Genomic DNA, 22,311 nt, shown 5'->3' with positions numbered 1-22,311 from the left:
AGCTGTTTAATTTTGGCAGAATTCAAAATATAAAAGAGGGTGAATCCAAGGAAAAAAACACGGTTAGGACGGTTTAAATTTATCTCTGTACTGTTCAGTACCACCCTTTCTTTATTTATTGTCGGCCTTTTTGGTGTGATTGTCATTCAGGCTAAAACACTGACCAGTCTGATTCGGGAAAACATAGAAATTCAGGTTTTTTTGAACAAAAACCTTTCTGCAGCCCAAATCACAAGGATAGGGAATTTACTTGAATCCAAACCCTATGTTTTATCTAAGGAAGAAAATATTGGTGTTAAATTTATTTCCCAAGATGAGGCAGCACAGGTCTTCCTTCAGGATACAGGCGAGGATTTTGCCCAATTTTTAGATGATAATCCCCTGAGAGATAGCTATACCATTGCCATAGCTGAAGCATACCAAACATCTGAGCAGATTCTCGAAATTGTCGCTGAAATACAGCAGATTGATGGGGTATTTGAAGTTACCTATATGGCAGATTTGGTTGACTCCATTAATCAAAACCTGACCAAGGTGGCCATTGTAATGGGTGGTTTTATCCTGATTCTTATTTTCACGGTGGTGATGTTGATCAACAACACCATTAAATTGGCCTTATTTTCCCAACGCTTTCTGATTCGCAGCATGCAGTTGGTAGGTGCCACCAGAGGTTTTATACGCAAACCTTTTTTACTCAGAGCTTTCTTTTTCGGTATCCTGGCAGGACTTATTGCCTCTGCCCTACTCTTTTTAATCATTGAATACACCAAAGCCAATATTGACGGATTCGCACTCTTGCAAAATTACACCTTATTGTACTACCTGTTTGGGGGCTTGGTCATCATAGGCGCCATGCTCTCCCTGTTCAGTACTTTGCAGGCCGTAAATAAATATTTAAATATGTCACTTGACGAACTTTATTAAAATGGCAAATTCACCATCTCCTTTCGAAAAATCGAATTATAGGCTTATGCTTATCGGTATAGGTATCATTGTTTTGGGATTCACCATCATTGGTTTGGATAAAGAACCACACGGTTTTGGATTTATGGGCTTAACTTTAGGACCAATCATAACCCTAATTGGATTTTTATTTCAGTTTTACGCAATTTTCAAAAAACCAGAAACCAAGTAATTCATGGAAATTCTTGACGCATTCATCCTTGGAATCATCCAAGGACTGACTGAATTTTTGCCTGTTTCTTCAAGTGGTCATCTGGAACTTGGTGCGGCTTTATTGGGAAATGACAGGCTTCCTGAGGAAAGCCTGATGTTTACGGTGGTCCTGCATTTTGCCTCTGCTTTGGCCACGATTCTTGTTTTCAGAAAAGATATTGTGGAAATATTAACAAGACTTTTCAGAAAAGATTGGAATCAAGAAACTCAGTTTTCTGTAAAAATCATTGTATCAATGATACCGGCAGTTATTGTAGGTCTTTTCTTTGAGGAGCAACTGGAACAGTTTTTTGGCGGAAAAATAGTATTCGTAGGCAGCATGTTACTGGTAACCGCACTTTTATTGTTCTTAGCAGATAAAGCTAAAAACACAGAAAAAGGAGTCACTTTTCAAAATGCAGTCATCATAGGCCTGGCCCAAGCAGTGGCCATGTTACCTGGAATTTCCCGTTCAGGAGCCACCATCTCTACTTCGGTGCTTCTTGGGATTGATAAAAATAAAGCTGCCCGTTTCTCATTTCTAATGGTAGTACCCCTGATTTTCGGAAAAATAGCAAAAGACATCCTTGATGGAGGACTTGTCTTCACCGAAGATACTTTCGGTTACTTGGCTGTAGGTTTCATCGCAGCCTTTATTTCCGGTTACCTAGCCTGTATCTGGATGATTGCACTGGTTCGTAAAAGCAAACTCACTTATTTTGCCATCTATTGTACCATAGTGGGACTGATTGCCATTTTCTCTGGTGTATATTTGTAGAATGGAGGAAAAAACAGCCTACGGTGAAGTGTTCTTAGTGGACAAACCTTACGAATGGACATCTTTTGACGTGGTCAAAAAAATCCGCAATGCCCTAAAAATCAAAAAAGTGGGACATGCAGGCACATTAGACCCGCTGGCCACAGGGCTTCTGATCGTATGTGCAGGAAAAAAAACCAAATCCATTGAAACCTACATGGGTCAGGAAAAAGAATACACCGGCACTTTTGTTCTGGGTAAAACCACAGAAAGTTACGACCTCGAAAGAGAAGTAATAGATGTAGCAGATACATCTCACTTAAAATTAGAGGATATTAAAAACGCAGCAGTACAACTCACAGGAGAGATCATGCAGATCCCACCGGCACACTCCGCTATCAAGGTAGATGGAAAAAGGGTATATAAAGCGGCAAGAAAAGGTCAGGAAGTCAAACTTGACCCAAGGCCTGTGACAGTTTCAGAATTTGAAATTACCGGTTTTGAAAATCCTGAAGTACACTTCAGGGTAGTTTGTTCCAAAGGCACTTATATCCGCAGCCTGGCCAGAGATCTTGGAGAAATATTAGAAGTTGGCGCTTATCTTTCAGCCCTATGCCGAACCAGGATAGGAGCTTTCGAGTTGGAAAAAGCAGAGCAATTAGATGAGTTGATCACAAAAATCAAAACAAGACCCCATGAGAATTTATGAGGGAACGGACCACTTTGGGAAGGTAAACAATCCGGTAGTCACCAGTGGTACGTTTGATGGTGTGCACCTAGGGCATCAAAAAATATTAAAAAGAATCAGAACCATTGCCGATGAAATTGGCGGAGAAACCATACTCATTACATTTTGGCCACATCCTAGGCTGGTGCTTTATCCCAATGAGCATAACCTGAGGCTGCTGACCACATTTGAAGAGAAAACCAAATTACTGAAAGATTTTGGCATAGATCACCTCCTTACTATACCATTTACCAAAGAATTTGCCGCACTGAGTTCGGCCGAATTTATCCAACAAATACTCGTAGATACCATTAAAACCCGTAAATTGGTCATAGGATATGACCATCGCTTTGGTAAAAACAGGGAAGGCGGATTTGACTACCTGAAGGCCAATATGCATCACTTTGGTTTTGAGCTGGAAGAAATTTCCAGGGAAGACGTGGATAATGTGGGGGTTTCAAGCACGAAAATAAGGAAGGCATTGGAGGAGGGAAAAGTAGAGGTGGCCAATGAATACCTGGGCAGGCCATATGAGCTAAACGGGATAATCATCAAAGGACAGCAACTGGGAAGGGCCATTGGTTTTCCTACTGCCAATATACATATTCCGCATGATTATAAATTGATACCATGTGATGGCGCTTACGCCGTGACAGCCAATGTGGAAGGGGAAACCCATCAGGGTATGCTCAACATTGGAAACAGACCTACCGTAAATGGTAATAGTCAGACCATAGAAGTGAATTTGTTTGACTTTGATGGAGACCTTTACGACAAAAGAATAGCTGTCCAATTAAAAGCTTACCTAAGGCCAGAAGTTAAATTTTCTGATCTCGATGAATTAAAAGGACAACTCCAGCAGGATAAAGAAGCGGCTCTTAGGCTCCTTGCCTGCTGATATAAAATCTATAACCCAAAAATAACTTTTCTATGATCAACAAAACAGTGGCAAATGCTGAAGAGGCTGTTAAAGACATCCCCTCTGGTGCCGTTCTTATGCTAGGAGGCTTTGGTCTTTCCGGAATCCCTGAAAACAGCATTGATGCCCTATTGCAAAGGGACATTAAAGGTCTTACCTGCATTTCCAATAATGCTGGTGTTGACGATTTTGGCATAGGACTTATGTTGAAAAAACGGATGGTCAAAAAAATGATATCCTCCTATGTGGGAGAAAATGCTGAGTTTGAGCGTCAGTTGCTTTCAGGCGAACTGGAAGTAGAACTAATTCCTCAGGGAACACTGGCTGAAAGGGTAAGGGCAGGAGGTGCAGGCATACCCGCCTTTTTTACCCCAGCAGGTGTGGGTACAGAAGTAGCAGAAGGAAAGGAACTTCGGGAATTTGACGGAAAATTATACCTTATGGAAAGGTGGTTAAAGGCAGACTTTGCGATTGTTAAAGCTTGGAAGGGAGATACCGCGGGTAATCTGATCTTCAAAGGTACAGCCAGAAACTTCAACCCCATGATGGCAGCCGCAGGTAGAATTACTATCGCAGAAGTAGAAGAACTGGTGCCCGCAGGAGATTTAGACCCAAATCAGATCCATACACCCGGCATTTACGTGCAAAGGATCTTCCAGGGTATAGATTATGAGAAAAGGATAGAGCAACGGACGGTGACTGGAGAAAGAAGCTAGAGACTAGAATCAAGAATCAAGAGAGGGCCGAGCGTTATAAAAAGCTATTTTGATAGCTTTTTAGCGAGGAGCCAGGTTGCAGGGCTGGAAAAATAAAAACATAGAACCAAGAGAAAAGAAACAAGAATTTCGGAAGTTACCCATAGGCAATAAATTTCTAGAAAAAGAATAAAAAACCGAAAACAATGCTGAATAAGAACCAAATAGCCCAAAGAATAGCCAAAGAGGTAAAAAACGGACAATACATCAACTTAGGCATCGGAATCCCCACTTTGGTCGCCAACTATATCCCTGACAATTTAGATGTAGTATTACAGTCTGAAAATGGATTATTGGGCATTGGCCCCTTCCCTACTGAAGACCTAATTGATCCTGATCTGATCAATGCCGGTAAGCAAACCATCACCATGCTCAAAGGTTCTTCACTCTTCAATTCTGCGGAGTCTTTTGCGATGATCCGGGGTGGACATGTGCAGTTGACAATTTTAGGAGCAATGGAAGTATCAGAAAACGGAGACATCGCCAATTGGAAAATTCCTGGTAAAATGGTCAAAGGTATGGGGGGAGCAATGGACCTGGTGGCATCAGCTGAAAATATCATTGTGGCCATGCAGCACTGCAGCAAGGACGGACAGTCCAAGCTATTGAAAAAGTGTGCACTACCCATAACAGGGCTGCGTTGTGTCAAAAAGGTAGTGACTGACCTGGCTGTTTTGGAAATCCTTCCAGAAGGTGGGTTCAAACTTTTGGAAAGGGCCCCTGGTGTAAGTGTAGAGGAAATCCAAAGCAAAACAGAAGGAAGGCTCGTAATTGAAGGGGAAGTTCCGGAAATGACATTTGATTGAAATGAAAAATTCCTGTTTTTGGCCAAAAGCAGGATTTTTTTTAATTAGGGTTTATGAAAAGCTTCCAAAACCTCAAAATCGTTGAACTTTCAAGCGTACTCGCAGGCCCCCTTGTAGGTACATTTTTTGCAGAATTGGGCGCTAAAGTGATAAAAGTCGAAAACAAAGTAACCGGAGGAGATGTCACAAGACAGTGGAAACTTCCTGAAGAAAATCAGCAACACCCAGTTTCTGCCTACTATGCAGCTGCAAACTTTGGAAAAAAATCCATTTTCAAAAACCTCAAGAATCAAGAAGATTACCAGGAAGTAATTGAATTGATAGCAACAGCACACATTGTCCTGCTTAACTTCAAGCCAGGGGATGCACAAAAACTCAAATTCGACCATGACACCTTATCCAAGGTAAACCCTAAATTGATCTATGCTGAGATTATTGGTTTTGCGGATAACGATCCAAGGGTGGCTTATGATGTAGTCCTTCAGGCGGAAACGGGTTACATGGCGATGAACGGGGAAGTTGACTCCCCTCCCCTGAAAATGCCCTTGGCCATGATTGATATTATGGCAGCCCATCAATTGAAAGAAGGCATACTCTGTGCTTTGTTAGAAAGCGCAATTGACGGAAAAGGAAGGAAAGTAAGTGTTTCTTTGTATGAGGCGGGACTCACTGCGCTGGCCAATCAAGCTTCTAACTGGCTGATGAATGGACATATTCCCCAAAGAATAGGCTCATTGCATCCCAATATTGCTCCTTATGGGGAAACTTTTACTTGTGCGGATGGTAAATGGCTGGTACTTGCCGTCGGTAGTGACAGGCAATTTGAAAAACTATGCCAGCTACTAGGCCTTTCGGCCCTGATTACTGATTCCAGATTTGAAACCAATACTTTCCGTGTACAACATAGAACAGCATTAACTCGATATTTGAAAGAAGCTTTCCTTAAAAAACCATCCTCCCAATGGGTCCCATTGTTATTGGAAAATCAGGTCCCTTTCGGTCAAATCAAAGACATGAAGGAAGTTTTCGAAGAAGAGCAAGACAGCAGTTTGATCCTTGAAGAAGATATGGAAGGACAACCCACTAAAAGGGTTAAAACTGTAGCTTTTAAGATCATGGGATAATCCTTTAACTTTCAATGTTAACAGTTAACACGTTAACCGTTAACGATGAACTTCTTTTTCTTTCGAAATTCGACTTCCGAAATCCCACATTTTCTTGTTTCTTGTTTCTAAAATCTCGCCTCTCGCTTCTCGTCTCTCATCTCTATTACCTCTCACTCACCCACCTAAAGGCATTTACAAAAGCCTCCACCCATGGCGTAATTTCATCCTCTTGATTCTCTGAAGGATAATTCGGCCAGTTCCAAGGCTTTAAAGAGCGCTCAATATGTGGCATGATGGCCAAATGCCTGCCATCAGCAGAGGCTATACCCGCTACCGCAAAATCTGACCCATTAGGATTACCTGGATAAGCAGCATAGGAATAGGTCATGCCAATATGGTAAGCTTCCTTTGGTTGAGGTAAGTGGAATTTACCTTCACCATGGGCTATCCAGACACCCAGGCGCTGACCGGAAAGACTCTTCAACATCACGGTATCATTTTCAGGAATATTCACATTGACAAAAGCAGATTCAAACTTGTGGCTGGCGTTATGGAGCATTTTTGGTCGTTCATCATGTTCGGCAGCCACCAGACCCAATTCAACCATCAATTGACAGCCATTACAAACACCCAAACTCAAGGTATCCTTCCTGGCATAAAATTTATCCAAGGCCTGTTTAGCTTTTTCATTGTACAGGAAGGCACCTGCCCAGCCTTTGGCAGAACCCAAAACATCAGAATTGGAAAAACCACCCACAAAAACAATCATCTGTACATCCTCAAGCGTTTCCCTACCGGATATCAGGTCGGTCATGTGTACATCTTTTACATCAAATCCGGCTAACCAAAGTGAATAAGCCATCTCCCTGTCTCCATTCACACCTTTTTCTCGGATAATGGCCGCACGTTTGCCGGAAGGCTCCCTACGATAAGGGTTCAAAGAAAAGCTATCCAAACTACCTGCCCAGTTTTCACCAAACTTATAAATTAGCGGTTGTAGTTTGTAATTTTCAAAGCGCTCCGCAGCCAAAGCTGCGCCACTCTGCTGTTTATCCAACAAATAGGAAGATCTGAACCAGGTATCACGCATTTCAGCCACGTCCAATTCCAAACCTGTACTTTCTAAGGATAACTTCCCTTCCAGGTTCACATCTGCAATGGAGGTATAGTCAATTCCGTAGTTTTCCAAAACAGCCCTTGTACGTTCAATATTGCCCACTTGAATCAATACCCCTGGGTTTTCTGCAAAAAGTGCCTTAACCAAATCGCTTTCTGACAGGCGATCGGTTTTTACCTTCAATCCAACCTGTGTGGATGGAAAGCACATTTCCAAAAGCGCGGTAATCAATCCACCGGAAGAAATATCATGGCCTGCCAGCACTTCTCCCTTTTCGATCAGTTTTTGAACAACCATAAAAGCAGTGCTGAAATATTGACTATCCAACACATCGGGAATTTCATCTCCTATCGTATTGAGGGTCTGCGCAAAGCTCGAACCTCCCAATTTAGGACTGTCCTTTGAAAAATCAATATAGTAGACCTTAGATCCCGGAATTGGCTTAAGATCAGGTGAAACAACTTTTTGAGGATCGGCGCATTCCCCAACCGTAGAGATAATGACCGTTCCCGGAGAATAAACAGTTTTTCCTCCCGGGTACTTTTGGGTCATGGACAAGGAGTCTTTTCCGGTAGGAACATTAATACCCAATTCAATGGCAAAATCTGAAATGGCCTGTACAGCCCGATAAAGCCTGTCATTTTCACCTGGATTTTTAGCTGGCCACATCCAGTTGGCACTGAGGGAAACCCCTGCCAAACCATCTGTGATCGGTGCCCAAACCAAATTGGTCAATGCCTCAGCAATGGATAATCTTGATCCTGCCTCCGGATTGGCCAATGCTGCCACAGGCGCATGGCCTATGGAAGTGGCAATACCTTTTTCTCCTGTAAAATCCAGAGCCATCACCGCCACATTATTCAGCGGTAATTGGATTTCACCAGTGGTCTGTTGCTTGGCCACCCGACCTGTTACAGAACGGTCAACTTTATTGGTCAACCAATCCTTACAGGCCACCGCCTCCAATTGGAGCACCTCCTCAATATAGGATTTCAGGTGATCAGGACTATATTGAGGATTATTGTATTTTGTATGTACCGGACTATCCTCCAAAACGGTTTTGGGCGAACTGCCAAACATATAAGCCAGATTCCAATCCACCGGTTTTTCTCCGGTCTGCTTATTTTCAAACTTGAAGTGCATGTCTCCAGTGGTCTCTCCTACCACGTAAAAAGGTGCACGCTCCCTTTCAGCAATTCGCTTAAGGGTGTCAACATCCTTTTCATGCACAACCAGTCCCATCCTTTCCTGGGACTCATTACCAATAATTTCTTTGGCAGAAAGGGTTGGGTCACCCACCGGTAATTTATCCAAGTGAATGGTACCTCCTGTACTCTCCACCAACTCTGAAAGACAATTTAAATGTCCACCGGCACCATGATCATGAATGGAAATGATGGGATTTTCATGGCTTTCTGCCATAGCACGGATTACATTAGCGACCCGCTTTTGCATCTCAGGATTTGAACGCTGAATCGCATTCAATTCAATGGCATTACTGAATTCACCGGTCGCCACAGAAGAAACGGCACCACCCCCCATACCAATGCGGTAATTATCACCTCCCATGACGATAATCTTATCACCCTTGCTGGGGTCATTCTTTTTGGCATATTCTTTTCTGGTAAAACCAATGCCACCAGCCAGCATGATTACCTTATCGAAGCCATGGACTTGCCCTCCCTCTTCATGCTCAAAAGTCAAAACAGAGCCACTGATCAGTGGCTGTCCAAATTTATTACCAAAATCACTGGCACCATTGGATGCTTTGATCAAAATATCCATCGGTGTTTGATACAACCACTTTCGCTCGGGTAGATTCTTTTCCCAGCTTCTTCCGGCCTCAGATCTGGGATAAGAGGTCATGTAAACGGCCGTTCCTGCCAGCGGAATCGAGGCAGTGCCTCCTGCAAGTCTATCTCTGATTTCACCACCTGAACCTGTAGCAGCACCGTTGAATGGCTCCACTGTGGTAGGGAAATTGTGTGTTTCTGCTTTTAGGGAAATTACCGTTTCGATAGTCTCTGGTTCAAAATAATCAGGCTTATCTTGAGTTTTAGGTGCAAATTGCTGGGCCCTTGGCCCATCGATAAAGGCTACATTATCTTTGTAGGCCGAGACAATTTTGTTAGGATGCTTTTTTGAGGTCTCTTTAATCAACTGAAAAAGTGTTTTTTCTTTTTCCTCTCCATCAATGACAAAAACACCGTTAAAAATTTTATGCCTGCAATGCTCTGAATTGACCTGGCTGAATCCAAAAACTTCTGAATCTGTCAGCGGTCTTCCAAGTTGCTCACTTACCCCCTCCAAATAAGCTACCTCTTCCTCACTTAAAGCCAGTCCCTCCTTTTCATTGTAATTTTTGATGTCGTCTACAGCTATGATGGGCTCCGGATCAAGATGTATATCGAATATTTGCTGGTTAAGGCCATCATATTCTTTTTGGAGCATCGGGTCAATTTTATCATCTGCTCCTAGTGGATAATATTCTTCTATACGTTGCAGACCTTGAATCCCCATGTTCATCGTGATTTCCACAGCATTGGTAGACCAAGGGGTGATCATTTCTTTTCTTGGACCTGCAAACTTCCCGGAAACCTTGTCTGATGGAACCTGCTGGGCTTCGCCAAAAAGCCAGGTCAGTTTTTCAATGTCTTGTTTTGCAATGGGATGATTTGCCTGAACTGCATATACCAGGCTTTGGGGAGATTGGAAAAAGAGGATCATGTGCTGTTTTTTGTAGCCTTTTTGTCGTGCACAAATGTAGGGAATTGCCTGAATGTTTGAAAACTCAAATCAGGAATATAATTGGGGCTTTTATGCAGGTAAAGAAAATGCATGCCAGAATAGCCTTACTCCAAAGAGTAAGAGCACAACACCCACTATTTTATTCATTAAAATCATCACTTTAGGTGTTACGTAGCTTTGGAGTTGTTTGGCTATAAAAGCCTTGAGCAGGTCAAAACAAAATACAGTAACCAAAATCCCTAAATAATAGACGCCAATATCAAATCGATCATAATTATCATTGATCGCTACCAGACCAGCTATGGAGATCCAGAAAAGCAATACAAAAGGATTAACCCCATTGATGCCAAAGCCTTTAAAAAAGGCAGTGCTCTTGCTGGATTTGCCAAGGGGTAACCCTCCGGTAATAGGCCTGTCTTTGGTTTTCTTCAAAAAAGAACTCAGGCCAAAACCTATCAGTATTACACCCCCAAAAATTGCCAAATACCATTCAAAATTGGGAAATTGGGTCAATAGACTGATGCCAAAATAAGTAATAAGAACATATACAAAGTCGCTCATTAAAATTCCTGCGGCAAGGACAACGGCATATTTGAACCCGAAAGCAATACTATTTTGGATCAAGGTGAAGAAAACAGGGCCAACCATGACGGACAATAAAAGCCCCATGGTTATACCCTCCCCTAATGCTTCCATCATAAATTAATCTGGTTATTTTTTAAGTGAAGCAGCCAATCTTCCATTTTATCGCCCTTCAATACCCTTGGGAATTTATTTTGTCCGCCCTCTTTGCCTTGGGCCCTCATCCAGTCATAGAAAATTTTGGGACTGACCACTGTACAGTCTACCTTTTTTAAAGCATGTTTACGCTCCGTGATGTAGTCATCATTCAATTCCTTCAGGTAGGCGTCTATGCGACCCATCAAATCCTCTGGTTTAACTTTATCGTCAGTGCCTACAAACCAATGGTGTCTGAACAAAGACCCGTGTGGCAATCCCAAAACGGTAAATTCCCTGATATTCAAATTCATTTCCTCCGCAACTAATTCAATGGCCCTGTTCATATTGTCCATAGAAAGATGTTCACCGCACATGCTCAAGAAATGCTTGGTTCTTCCTGTAATCAGAATTTCACTTTCCGATTTGGATTCAAAGCGAATCATATCCCCAATCTGGTACCGCCATGCGCCGGCACAGGTACTGATCAGAAGGGCATAATCTACCCCCTCCTCAACCTCATCTATCTTAAATGTTTTCGCCCCCTCTTTCAGTTCTCCGTTTTCGTCAAAATTCTCCTCATTGAAAGGTACAAATTCATAAAAAATACCATTGTTCAACACCAAGCGCATGGTCCTCCTATTGGGAAGTGCCTGAAATGCCAAAAAGCCTTCTGAAGCCAAATAGGTTTCCATGTAAATCAAAGGCTTGGCGAGCAATTGCTCAAACCCTTTTTTGTAAGGCTCAAAACTCACTCCTCCATGGACAAAAATCATCAGGTTAGGCCATATGTCATGAATGGTTTTCACCTGATATTTTTCAACGATCTTTTCGAGCAAAATCTGTAACCAAGCCGGCACCCCGACAATGATACCTATATCCCATTTAGGAGCAATTTCCACAATCTGCTCAATCTTTTCTCCCCAATCCTTATTCTTGGAAATGGCTTTACCTGGTTTGTAAAACTGCTGAAACCATACGGGCAATCTACCCGTGGTAATGCCGGACAAATCCCCCGAAAAAAAGGTGCCATTAAAATCCAGATCCGTACTACCTCCCAGCATCAAAATTCCCTTGGTAAACAATGAATCCGGTAAATCGTATTTGGAAAGAGATAGAATTTGTCTGACGCCTGTTTTACGAATGGCCTTCACCATGTCCTGGGTGATGGGAATGTATTTGGAAGAAGCACCTGAAGTACCTGAAGTCAACGCAAAATACCGAATAGCACCGGGCCAGGTGATATCTTTTTCACCTGCTTTCAGTCGGTACCACCATTCATTATATATTTTTTCATAGTTATAAGTAGGCACTACGGATGAAAATGCGCGATAAAAATCTTTATTGGGTTTTTTAAACTCCTTTAGTATCAAGTCAAAACGGTGTTTTTTCCCAAAGGCAGTGTTTCTTGCCTGAATCAAAAGTTTTTTGAGTTCCTGCTTTTGAAGTTCCGCAGGATTACTATATTCCTGCTCCAAGGATTCCCTTAATCTGATGCCTTTTTTTAGCAATGTACCTAATAACGCCATATCTTTGTTTATTGCTTGTAATCAAAACTGATAAATCAAAAATACAGGAATGTCGATTAAAGAAAACCTTATTGCGATAAAAAATACATTCATTTCGCCCGATTGTCTTTTAGTTGCAGTAAGCAAAACGAAGTCTGCCGGGGAAATCATGGAGGCCTATGAAGTAGGAATCAGGGATTTTGGAGAAAATAAAGTTCAAGAGCTGACCGAAAAATATGACGCATTGCCCAAAGATATCAATTGGCACATGATTGGTCATTTGCAGCGAAACAAGGTCAAGTACATCGCCCCTTTTGTACACCTCATCCATGGGGTAGACTCACTAAAATTGCTGAAGGAAATCAATAAACAAGGAGAGAAAAATGATCGTACAATTACCTGTTTACTGCAGGTGCACATAGCGCAGGAAGATACCAAATTTGGTTTTTCCGAAGAAGAGCTGAAAGAATTATTCGCTTCGGAAGAGTTGAATGACCTGAAATATGTGAAGATTGTAGGACTCATGGGTATGGCAACCTTTACGGATAATACATCTCAAATCAGGTCTGAATTCAAAGGACTTCAAGAACTGTTTGAAGTGCTGAAACCCACTACGCTTCCAAAAAATGTAGTCATGCAGGAGTTATCCATAGGGATGAGTGGAGATTACCTTGTGGCCCAGGAAATGGGAAGCACCATGGTACGAATTGGTACGGCTATTTTTGGCGAAAGGAACTATTAATAAAGATGAAAAATTCAACGTTTATTCAATTAGCAGGAATATTGGGCGGATTGGCAGTTGGCATTGGCGCTTTCGGAGCGCATGGATTGCAACCCCTATTAGAAGCAACCGGTCGGTCAGAAACCTTTGAAACTGCTGTTAAATATCATTTTTACCATACCCTTGCTATCTTAATATTGGGGATTTGGCATGGCTTTCAACCTGAAAGAAAGTGGTTAAAAGCATCCATTTGGTCCTTCTTTATCGGTATTTTAATCTTTTCGGGTTCCCTTTACATATTATCACTATCCGGAATTACCTGGCTCGGTGCCATTACTCCCTTTGGGGGAGTTGCCTTCATTATAGGTTGGATTTTTATCGTTTTCGCTGCCAAGTCCTGATCTCATGAAATCAAAAATTCTAATTACACTATTAATTTTTACTTATTCCATTCAAAGTTTTGGTCAGGATATTGACCTGCGGAGCCGCTTTGAAAGGCTGGATGAACTCCTTGGAGAAAATTCTTTTTTTGATAACCACCTCACAGGCTTCATGCTTTATGACCTGGACAGCCAATGGGTGATGTATGAAAAAAACAGTCACATGAACTTTATTCCTGCTTCTACTACCAAGTTATTGACTTTTTATGCCTCTCTCTTGGTACTAAAAGACAGTACCATCACTTTCAGGTATGTAAATAGTGGCAAAGAAGTGACCATTTGGGGTGCAGGAGACCCTTCTTGGAAATATAGGCCTTTGCCCCAGCCCAAACTGAGGGAGTTTTTCCAGCCCTTTGACCGCATAAATTTTTCTTTGGACAATTGGAGGGACACCCCTTTTGGCTACGGTTGGCAGTGGGATGATTATTATTTTGCATATTCCCCTGAACGGTCTGCATTCCCAGTTCATGGCAATATTGTTGTTTTTACCAATAGAAACAGAACACCTGTTCCTGATATTCCATTGTTTTCAACCATGCTTGTAAGGACAGATAAGGAGATCAGGGGAGTACAACGGGATTTTAATTCAAATAACTTCCTTTATAATCCCAGCCTTTATGTCAATCAGTTTTCTACACTTCCATTTATTACCAATCAAGAGGTCACTTTAAAACTCATGGAAGAAACCTTGGGTAAGCCTGTCAATTTGGTCAAAGGAAAGGCCCCTGCCCATGCCAAGGTTTTTAAAGGAGGAAGCCTACTGCCACTTTGGAGAGAGGTGCTTATCGAGAGTGATAATTTCGTTGCTGAGCAATTGCTTCTTATGGTTTCCGATGCACTTTTTGGTGAACTCAATGGGGAAAGAACCATTGATTACATCAAAAAAAATTACATGGATGATTTTCCTGACAAGCCAAGATGGGTGGATGGCTCTGGCTTATCCAGGCATAACCTTGTCACGCCAAGGACTATGGTTACTTTGATGACAAAACTGGACGGAATGATGCCCAGGTCTGAGTTACTCCGTCTTCTTCCGCAAGGAGGCATCAATGGGACGTTGAAAAACAATTATGCTGCCCGAAGACCGTATGTCATAGCCAAAACAGGTACCATAAGCAATAACCACTCTTTGGTAGGCTACCTCAGGGCAGATTCCGGTAAATATTATGCTTTCGCTTTTATGAACAACAATTACCTCAACAGGGCCTCCGAGATACGCAGAGAAATGGAAAAAGTGCTGCAGTATATCAAAACCCATTATTGATTTTCAAAATTATCTAAGGAAAGCAAAAGTCAAATCAAATATTTCGCGTACCTTTGAATCCCATAAGAATTAAAACAAAATAATATCCTTCCATTCTTATGGCTTCATCCACCAAATACATCTTTATTACCGGAGGCGTGACTTCCTCATTAGGAAAAGGCATCATTGCAGCTTCTTTAGCCAAGCTGCTCCAAGCCAGAGGTTTCAGTGTCACCATCCAAAAATTCGACCCTTACCTGAACATTGATCCAGGAACACTCAACCCTTACGAGCACGGAGAATGTTATGTCACTGAAGACGGTGCAGAAACAGATCTTGACCTGGGGCATTATGAGCGCTTTTTGAATGCGCCTACTTCACAAGGTAATAATGTGACCACAGGAAGAATTTACAACAACGTCATCACCAAAGAACGAAAAGGTGAATACTTAGGAAAAACGGTTCAGGTTATCCCCCACATTACAGATGAAATCAAGAGGAATTTTTTCAAACTGGGTGAAGAAGGTAAATATGATGTAATCATCACGGAGATTGGAGGATGTGTGGGCGATATTGAGTCCTTACCTTTTATAGAAGCGGTAAGACAAGCGAAATGGGATATAGGCGCGAATAATTTCCTGGTTGTCCACTTAACACTTATCCCCTATTTAGCTGCAGCAAAAGAATTAAAAACAAAACCTACCCAACACTCCGTTAAACAACTTTTGGAAGCAGGTATTCAACCGGACATTTTGGTATGTAGGACAGAACACCCCCTGCCCAATGAAGTGAAAAAGAAGCTTGCACTGTTCTGTAATGTCCAATTGAATTGTGTCATTGAAGCCATGGATGCAGAGACCATCTATGATGTCCCCTTGCTCATGAAGAAAGAAAAACTTGATGAAAGGGTAATGACCAAACTTAAGCTGGGAAATAAGAACAACATTGATCTGGAGCAGTGGAAAGATTTCCTGGGTAAATTAAAGAACCCAACCCAAGAGGTGAATATAGGTCTAATTGGAAAGTATGTTTCACTGCCCGATGCATATAAATCCATCATTGAAGCCTTTGTGCATGCCGGTGCGGCTGCAGAATGCAAAGTAAATCTGCAATTGATATCCTCGGAAGAACTCCATGCAGATAATGTTGTCAAAAGGTTTGAATCTTTAGACGGCATATTGGTAGCACCTGGCTTTGGAGAAAGAGGACTTGAGGGAAAAATAGAAACTGTTAAATTTGCCCGCGAAAACAAAATACCCTTTTTGGGAATTTGTTTAGGAATGCAGGTTGCAGTAATTGAGTTTGCAAGGAATGTTTTAGGACTTGAGGGAGCCAACAGTACCGAAATGGACCCACAAACCAAACATCCTGTCATTGACTTAATGGAGGAACAAAAAAACCTGGATCAATTGGGAGGTACCATGAGACTTGGTGCTTATCCATGCGAACTCCGAAAAGGATCCCGGTCTGCACAGGCTTATGGAAAATCCAAAGTTCAGGAAAGACATAGGCACAGGTACGAGTTCAACAATAAATACCTTCAAAAAATTGAAGATAATGGGATGGTACCATCTGGCATCAATCCTGAAACAGGACTGGTAGAAATCATTGAGGTAAAAGAACATCCATGGTTTGTAGGGACCCAGTTCCATCCAGAATATAAAAGTACTGTCCTAAATCCGCACCCATTATTCGTGCGATTTATAGCAGCAGCAATAGAAAATAAAAAAATAAAGTAATTTTACGGCCCGGTAAAGCATAGGGTAATGCGAAGATGTTCTGGATATCGTCCAAATCTTTGTGTCACCTTCGCTTTTTGAAAAGCCTAATAAAGTAAATTCTATGGATAGAAACCAAGCGACAGGATTGATCCTATTCGCAGCAGTACTGATGGTGTATTCGATATTCTTTGCGACTACACCAGAGCCAGTAGAGGAAGAAGTAGCACAAACCAGCACCTTACAGGTTCAGGAAGAGGATGTGATGGAACCAGTAAGTGCCCCAGTACTTGTTGAACCGGACAGTATTCAGGATATAATTGCCCAAAGGCAGTTTGGTGTATTTGCACCGATGACCAAAGGCACAACCGAAACCGTAATCCTGGAAAATGATAAAATGATTGTTTCATTTTCTACCCAAGGAGCTGAAATTGTACAGGTAGAATTGAAAGAATTTAAAACCTGGGAGCAGAAACCTTTGGTGTTATTGGATGAAAGCAGTTCAGATCTGGATTATATGATCCAAACGGACAAAGGTACGCTGAGCCTAAACCAATTTTTCTTCACGCCTACTTTATCCACAATGGACGTTGAGGGAGAAACTGCTAATGTCCTGACCTTTACAGCGCAGTCCGGAAATGCCAGGATTACCAGGACCTATTCCCTTAAAGATGGGAACTACACCTTGGACAAATACATTGAATTTGTTGGACTTAATAACAACTTAAAGGATAATCAAATCCAGATCCTCTGGGATGACAGATTACAAAGACAGGAGAGGGATATTGAAGAATCCAGAAGAAAGACCAATATCAATTTCTTTACGGCATCGGGTTCTCACGATGACCTAAGTCTTACCAAAACTTCTGTAGAAGAAGAAGTAACAGAACCTATCAAGTGGATGAGCTTCAGCCAAAGGTTTTTTACTTCTGCCATTATTGCCGGAAACACATTCAACACTGCAAATTTCAGGCAGGAAATCCCAAATGACACCTTATCCATCAAAAACATGCGGGCCAACTTGGTCATGCCACTTGAAAATGGAAGGGCTGAGTTGCAGTACTATTTCGGACCCAATAATTACAACATCCTGAAAAGAATTACACCGGGCTTTGAAAATAACGTGGACATGGGTTATTTCTTTGTGAGCTGGGTGAACAAATATATCATTGTCAATTTATTTCAGTTCCTTGAGAAGTATTTCAACAACTATGGTATCATCATTATCCTCATCGTACTGATTATTAAATTGGCCCTATTCCCTTTGACATACAAATCATACATAGGAATGGCCAAAATGCGGGTAATCAAACCTGAAATTGATGAATTAAAGGAAAAATTTGGAGAAGACCCTGCAAAAATGCAGCAAGAGCAAATGAAATTGTTCGGACAACTTGGTGTAAGTCCTATTTCCGGATGTTTGCCCATGTTGTTCCAAATGCCTTTTCTATTTGCCATGTTCTTCTTTTTCCCCAATTCCATTGAGTTGAGGCAAGAGTCTTTCCTTTGGGCAAATGACCTATCTACATATGATGCCATCATTTGGTTGCCTTTCACCATTCCTTTTTATGGTGCCCACGTGAGTTTATTCACCATCTTGATGACCATATCGCAGATTGCTTATACCCATTTCAACAATCAATTGACAGCTCAGGCAGGTCCTATGAAAAATTTAGGATATATCATGCCGGTCATCTTTATGTTTGTTCTTAACTCATTCCCTGCTGCTTTGAGTTTCTACTACTTCGTTTCAAATATGGTAACTTTCGGACAGCAAGCGCTGATTAAGATGTTTGTAGACGATGCCAAAATCAGAGAAAAAATCGAAGCCTACAGAAAGAAGAACGTCAATAAGAAAAAATCAAAATTCCAACAAAAACTGGAAGATGCCATGAAAGCAGCTGAGGCCAACAAAAAGAGAAAATAATTTAAAAAAGGCTGTGCGAGGAGAAGCACAGCCTTTTTTTTATGTCATTTTTTTTGTTTTATTGCCTAGAAAGTTAAAAGTGGTTATCAGGGTAAAAATCAAGGCATTAAAGTAATCCACAATATATTGTGGATAATAATTCATTTACAGACTGGATATTAATCCTATATTTGTAAGCTAACAAAACCAAAAGACCGAAACAGTATGATAGAGATAACATATTTTGGACACTCTTCCTTTTTGGTGAAGGTTGCTGGAAAAAAAATACTCTTCGATCCGTTTATCAGTCCAAACGAAAAAGCTTCTCATATCGATATTTCGAGCATCAGTGCTGATTATGTGTTGATCAGTCATGGCCATGAAGATCATGTGGCTGACGCAGAAAAAATCACAAAATCATCCGATGCCATGTTGGTATCTAATTATGAAATAGCCGTCTGGTTTGCAGGAAAAGGTGTGAAAAATTACCATCCCATGAACCATGGTGGAAGTAAGGTTTTTGATTTTGGCAAAGTTAAATATGTCAATGCCGTACACAGCAGTACCTTACCGGATGGCAGCTCTGGGGGAAATCCCGGTGGCTTCGTCATTCAACATGAAGCAGGCACATTTTATTATGCAGGCGATACAGCTTTGACTTATGATATGAAGCTGATCGGTGAAGAATATAAAATAGATTTTGCTTTTCTTCCGATTGGAGACAATTTCACCATGGGAATACATGACGCTATAAAAGCTGCTGATTTTGTGGGAACAAAAAAAATAATTGCCATGCATTACGGTACCTTTCCTTTCATAGAAATTGACCTGGAGACAGCAAAAAAGGCGGCCGAAAGTGCAGGAAAGGAACTGATAATAATTAATATTGGAGACTCTGTAAGCCTGTAAACAATAAAATGGGAAAAGTAATTGCCATTGCCAATCAAAAAGGTGGGGTAGGAAAAACCACCACAGCGATGAATTTAGCGGCGAGTTTGGCCGTCTTGGAGTTTAAAACACTGGTTATTGATGCTGACCCTCAGGCAAATACCACCTCTGGATTAGGACATGACCCCAAAAATATCGATACCAGCATTTATGAATGTATGGTAGATGGTACGGATATTGAATCCATCATTTTGAAAACCGAAATAGAGAACCTTGACCTTATCCCCTCACACATCGACTTGGTGGGTGCCGAGGTAGAGATGATCAATCTTGACAATCGGGAAGAAAAAATGAAAGAGGTGATAGCCAAAATCAGAAACAATTATGATTTTGTGATCATTGACTGCTCACCATCCTTGGGTTTGATTACCATCAATGCACTTACAGCGGCAGATTCTGTAATTATTCCAGTACAATGCGAGTATTTTGCCTTGGAGGGACTTGGAAAACTTTTGAATACTATCAAAATTATCCAAACAAGACTCAATCCCAACCTGGAAATTGAAGGTATTTTGCTGACCATGTATGATGTAAGATTAAGGTTAAGCAATCAGGTAGTGGACGAAGTGAGGATGCATTTCAAGGATCTGGTATTTGATACCATTATACCCAGGAATGTAAGGTTAAGCGAATCTCCAAGTTTTGGACTTCCGGTCATTGCTTTTGATGCAGACGGAAAAGGTGCTGTGGCCTATTTAAATTTGGCCAATGAAATTGCGACAAAAAACGGAATGGAGAAGGTAAATTGATAAATTGAATAATGTCCGATAAAAAACAACCCAATAAAAAGCCAGCACTGGGAAGAGGTCTTGGAGCACTTCTAAATGACTCTCCTCAGAAAAAACCAGCTACGGATGTATTACCTTCTCAACCAGTGGTGGGAATCTACGAAATTGCCTTATCGGAAATACAGGTCAATCCTTATCAACCCAGAACACACTTCGATAAAACAGCGCTGGAAGAACTGTCGGAATCCATTAAAGTTCAAGGGATCATTCAGCCAATCACGGTAAGAAGGCTTTCAGATGGGGAATACCAGTTAATCTCCGGAGAAAGGAGATTCCAAGCGTCAAAGATGGCAGGTCTGGAAAAAGTTCCGGCTTATGTCAGGACAGCCAATGACCAACAAATGTTGGAAATGGCGCTGATTGAAAACATCCAACGTGAAAACCTGAATGCTTTAGAGATCGCCCATTCTTATCAAAGGTTATTGGCCGAATGCAACCTCAAACAGGAAGAACTTGGTGACCGTGTAGGAAAAAACAGGACTACTGTCAACAATTATTTGCGTCTGTTGAAATTGCCACCGGACATTCAGGCTGGACTTAGGGATAATGTCATTTCCATGGGCCATGCACGTGCCATTATCAATATAGAAGACATTGACCGGCAGTTGGCCATTTATAAAAGGACAGTAGCTGAAGAGCTCAGCGTAAGAAAAGTAGAAGCACTTGTTAAAGCCCTCAGTAGCGGTCCGGAAGAAAGTAGCCCGGAAAAAGTGGCGGGACTTGACCCTGTTAAAAAATATGAAATAGGAAAGATTCAGCAGCGACTGGCATCTCATTTTGGAACAAAGGTACAGCTCAAAGCCGACGGTAAACATAAAGGTGAAATCAAAATCCCTTTTCGTTCAGCTGATGACCTGAATAGAATACTTGAAATTCTAGATATCATTTAAAGCCTTGACTACGGCAAAAAGTACAATTCGCTTCAGTAAATTTAAAATGGCAATGATACCCCCCCATATCATTGCTGTTTTTATTTTATTGTTGTCTAGTGCCGCCTATACCAATGCCCAACAAGTATCCGGAGACACCCTAAACTTAGATTGGCGGCCAGAAGGCTATAAAAATCCTAAAAAAGCCACCATCCTTTCAGCGATTTTACCTGGAGCTGGCCAGGTTTACAATGAAAAAAGCTGGAAAGTACCTATCATTTACGGTGGGTTTGCTACCAACATCTTCTTCATTGAATTCAACGATCGACGATATAAAGCATTGAGGGAGGGACTTTTTTTATTGGATGATGGTCTGCCAAACGATTTCCCAAACCTGAACAGGGATGGCTTGGTAAGACAGGTCAATTTCTGGAGAAGAAACCGGGATTTGAATTATTTCATATTTATAGGTATTTATGCGCTGAATATCATAGACGCACATGTAGATGCACATCTTTCCTCCTTTGATGTCAGTGACGACCTAAGTTTTAGGTTCGAGCCAAGTTTCGAAATGCTAAGTGCTGGAGGGGGTGTTTTTGGATTATCCATGAAAATTAATTTCTGATTATGAATATATTATTATTAGGCTATGGCAAAATGGGGAAAATTATCGGTGAAATCGCCGAATCCAGAGGCCATCAGCTGGTAGGAAAAATCAACATTGAAAACAGGAACGAACTGGAAAAACTTGACCCTTCAAGGGTAGATGTCGCCATAGAATTCAGTCAACCCGATGCAGCATTTGACAATATCAGTTGGGCGATTGAAAGGGGGATTCCTGTAGTTTCGGGCACAACAGGTTGGTTGGAGAAAAAACCGGCCATTTCAGCCCTAACACTGGAAAAAAACACAGCTTTTTTCTATGCTTCTAATTACAGCATTGGGGTGAATATTTTTTTTAAAGTGAACAAATTTTTGGCCTCCTTAATGAAGGACCAGCAAGACTACCGTGCTAGGATGGAGGAAGTCCACCATACTGAAAAAAAGGATGCTCCAAGTGGTACGGCCATCACCTTAGCAGAAGGAATCCTAGGTGAAATATCAAGCTATAAGAATTGGAAATTGTCCGATGGAATGGACGAAAATGAACACTTGCTTTACATAGAAGCCAAGCGGATAGACCCTGCACCAGGCACCCATATTATCCGCTATCAGTCTGAAATTGACGACATTGAAATCAGCCATACAGCCCATAGCCGGAAGGGTTTTGCACTTGGCGCAGTTTTAGTGGCTGAATGGATAAAAGATAAAAAAGGTGTATTATCAATGGATGATTTCCTATCTTTCTAAAATTTTTGAGTGA

Annotated in this window: 21 protein-coding genes; 18 read left to right on the top strand and 3 right to left on the bottom strand. The window is 41.5% G+C overall.

The window, feature by feature from the left end:
- Nucleotides 1–39: 39 nt before the first annotated feature.
- The 8 genes from B879_RS03365 to B879_RS03330 all read left to right on the top strand — a co-directional run bounded on the left by B879_RS03365 (nt 40) and on the right by B879_RS03330 (nt 6,243).
- Complete coding sequence (locus tag B879_RS03365; protein ID WP_009183735.1) at nt 40–924, top strand: cell division protein FtsX; 885 nt, start codon at nt 40–42, stop codon at nt 922–924.
- A gap of 1 nt (nt 925) precedes the next feature.
- Nucleotides 926–1,135, top strand: coding sequence for a DUF3098 domain-containing protein (locus B879_RS03360; protein ID WP_040400175.1), 210 nt, complete (start codon nt 926–928; stop codon nt 1,133–1,135).
- Between the two features lie 3 nt (nt 1,136–1,138).
- On the top strand, nt 1,139–1,933 hold the full coding sequence (gene uppP, locus B879_RS03355; RefSeq protein ID WP_009183733.1) for an undecaprenyl-diphosphatase UppP: 795 nt from the start codon (nt 1,139–1,141) through the stop codon (nt 1,931–1,933).
- Nucleotide 1,934: 1 nt separating this feature from the next.
- The gene (gene truB, locus B879_RS03350; protein WP_009183732.1) at nt 1,935–2,621 is read left to right on the top strand and encodes a tRNA pseudouridine(55) synthase TruB; all 687 of its coding nucleotides are present in this window, start codon (nt 1,935–1,937) and stop codon (nt 2,619–2,621) included.
- Nucleotides 2,608–3,537 (top strand): bifunctional riboflavin kinase/FAD synthetase, encoded by a 930-nt coding sequence (locus tag B879_RS03345; RefSeq protein WP_009183731.1) that lies wholly within the window; start codon nt 2,608–2,610, stop codon nt 3,535–3,537. The genes truB and B879_RS03345 overlap by 14 nt, the downstream gene beginning before the upstream one ends.
- Nucleotides 3,538–3,569: 32 nt before the next feature.
- Nucleotides 3,570–4,274, top strand: a complete 705-nt coding sequence (locus B879_RS03340) for a CoA transferase subunit A (RefSeq protein WP_009183730.1) — start codon at nt 3,570–3,572, stop codon at nt 4,272–4,274.
- A 185-nt stretch (nt 4,275–4,459) separates the two neighbouring features.
- On the top strand, nt 4,460–5,119 hold the full coding sequence (locus B879_RS03335; protein WP_009183729.1) for a 3-oxoacid CoA-transferase subunit B: 660 nt from the start codon (nt 4,460–4,462) through the stop codon (nt 5,117–5,119).
- A 53-nt stretch (nt 5,120–5,172) separates the two neighbouring features.
- Nucleotides 5,173–6,243 carry a CaiB/BaiF CoA transferase family protein gene (locus B879_RS03330; protein ID WP_009183728.1) on the top strand — a complete coding sequence of 357 codons (1,071 nt, stop codon included), beginning with the start codon at nt 5,173–5,175 and terminating at the stop codon, nt 6,241–6,243.
- A 145-nt stretch (nt 6,244–6,388) separates the two neighbouring features.
- On the opposite strand, the gene purL is transcribed toward B879_RS03330, so the two are convergent.
- The 3 genes from purL to B879_RS03315 form a co-directional block, all read right to left on the bottom strand.
- Nucleotides 6,389–10,069, bottom strand: coding sequence for a phosphoribosylformylglycinamidine synthase (purL, locus tag B879_RS03325; RefSeq protein ID WP_009183727.1), 3,681 nt, complete (start codon nt 10,067–10,069; stop codon nt 6,389–6,391).
- 90 nt (nt 10,070–10,159) lie between these two features.
- Nucleotides 10,160–10,789, bottom strand: coding sequence for a LysE family translocator (locus B879_RS03320; protein ID WP_009183726.1), 630 nt, complete (start codon nt 10,787–10,789; stop codon nt 10,160–10,162).
- Nucleotides 10,786–12,336: a GH3 family acyl-acid amido synthetase gene (locus B879_RS03315; RefSeq protein ID WP_009183725.1), complete on the bottom strand. Its 1,551-nt coding sequence runs from the start codon at nt 12,334–12,336 to the stop codon at nt 10,786–10,788. The genes B879_RS03320 and B879_RS03315 overlap by 4 nt, the downstream gene beginning before the upstream one ends.
- Before the next feature lie 49 nt (nt 12,337–12,385).
- Here B879_RS03315 and B879_RS03310 point away from each other — a divergent pair, with 49 nt between their 5' ends.
- The 10 genes from B879_RS03310 (at nt 12,386) to dapB (ending at nt 22,298) form a co-directional block, all read left to right on the top strand.
- A complete protein-coding gene (locus tag B879_RS03310) occupies nt 12,386–13,057 on the top strand; it encodes a YggS family pyridoxal phosphate-dependent enzyme (protein ID WP_009183724.1) in 672 nt (223 codons plus the stop codon).
- A gap of 5 nt (nt 13,058–13,062) precedes the next feature.
- A complete protein-coding gene (locus B879_RS03305) occupies nt 13,063–13,437 on the top strand; it encodes a DUF423 domain-containing protein (protein WP_009183723.1) in 375 nt (124 codons plus the stop codon).
- Between the two features lie 4 nt (nt 13,438–13,441).
- Nucleotides 13,442–14,740 carry a D-alanyl-D-alanine carboxypeptidase gene (locus B879_RS03300; protein WP_009183722.1) on the top strand — a complete coding sequence of 433 codons (1,299 nt, stop codon included), beginning with the start codon at nt 13,442–13,444 and terminating at the stop codon, nt 14,738–14,740.
- 98 nt (nt 14,741–14,838) lie between these two features.
- Entirely contained in the window at nt 14,839–16,458 is a 1,620-nt protein-coding gene (gene pyrG / locus B879_RS03295; RefSeq protein WP_009183721.1) for a CTP synthase, read from the top strand.
- Nucleotides 16,459–16,561: 103 nt separating this feature from the next.
- Nucleotides 16,562–18,364, top strand: a complete 1,803-nt coding sequence (yidC, locus tag B879_RS03290; protein ID WP_009183720.1) for a membrane protein insertase YidC — start codon at nt 16,562–16,564, stop codon at nt 18,362–18,364.
- 204 nt (nt 18,365–18,568) lie between these two features.
- A complete protein-coding gene (locus B879_RS03285) occupies nt 18,569–19,252 on the top strand; it encodes a metal-dependent hydrolase (protein ID WP_009183718.1) in 684 nt (227 codons plus the stop codon).
- Between the two features lie 8 nt (nt 19,253–19,260).
- Nucleotides 19,261–20,040, top strand: a complete 780-nt coding sequence (locus B879_RS03280; protein WP_009183717.1) for a ParA family protein — start codon at nt 19,261–19,263, stop codon at nt 20,038–20,040.
- A gap of 11 nt (nt 20,041–20,051) precedes the next feature.
- Nucleotides 20,052–20,969, top strand: a complete 918-nt coding sequence (locus B879_RS03275) for a ParB/RepB/Spo0J family partition protein (protein WP_009183716.1) — start codon at nt 20,052–20,054, stop codon at nt 20,967–20,969.
- 52 nt (nt 20,970–21,021) lie between these two features.
- The gene (locus tag B879_RS03270; RefSeq protein ID WP_009183715.1) at nt 21,022–21,573 is read left to right on the top strand and encodes a DUF5683 domain-containing protein; all 552 of its coding nucleotides are present in this window, start codon (nt 21,022–21,024) and stop codon (nt 21,571–21,573) included.
- 2 nt (nt 21,574–21,575) lie between these two features.
- Nucleotides 21,576–22,298 carry a 4-hydroxy-tetrahydrodipicolinate reductase gene (dapB, locus tag B879_RS03265; protein WP_009183714.1) on the top strand — a complete coding sequence of 241 codons (723 nt, stop codon included), beginning with the start codon at nt 21,576–21,578 and terminating at the stop codon, nt 22,296–22,298.
- Nucleotides 22,299–22,311 lie beyond the last annotated feature (13 nt).

Source organism: Cecembia lonarensis LW9 (genome assembly GCF_000298295.1).
Taxonomy (GTDB): domain Bacteria; phylum Bacteroidota; class Bacteroidia; order Cytophagales; family Cyclobacteriaceae; genus Cecembia; species Cecembia lonarensis.
This window is presented reverse-complemented; position numbering and strand designations above follow the sequence as displayed.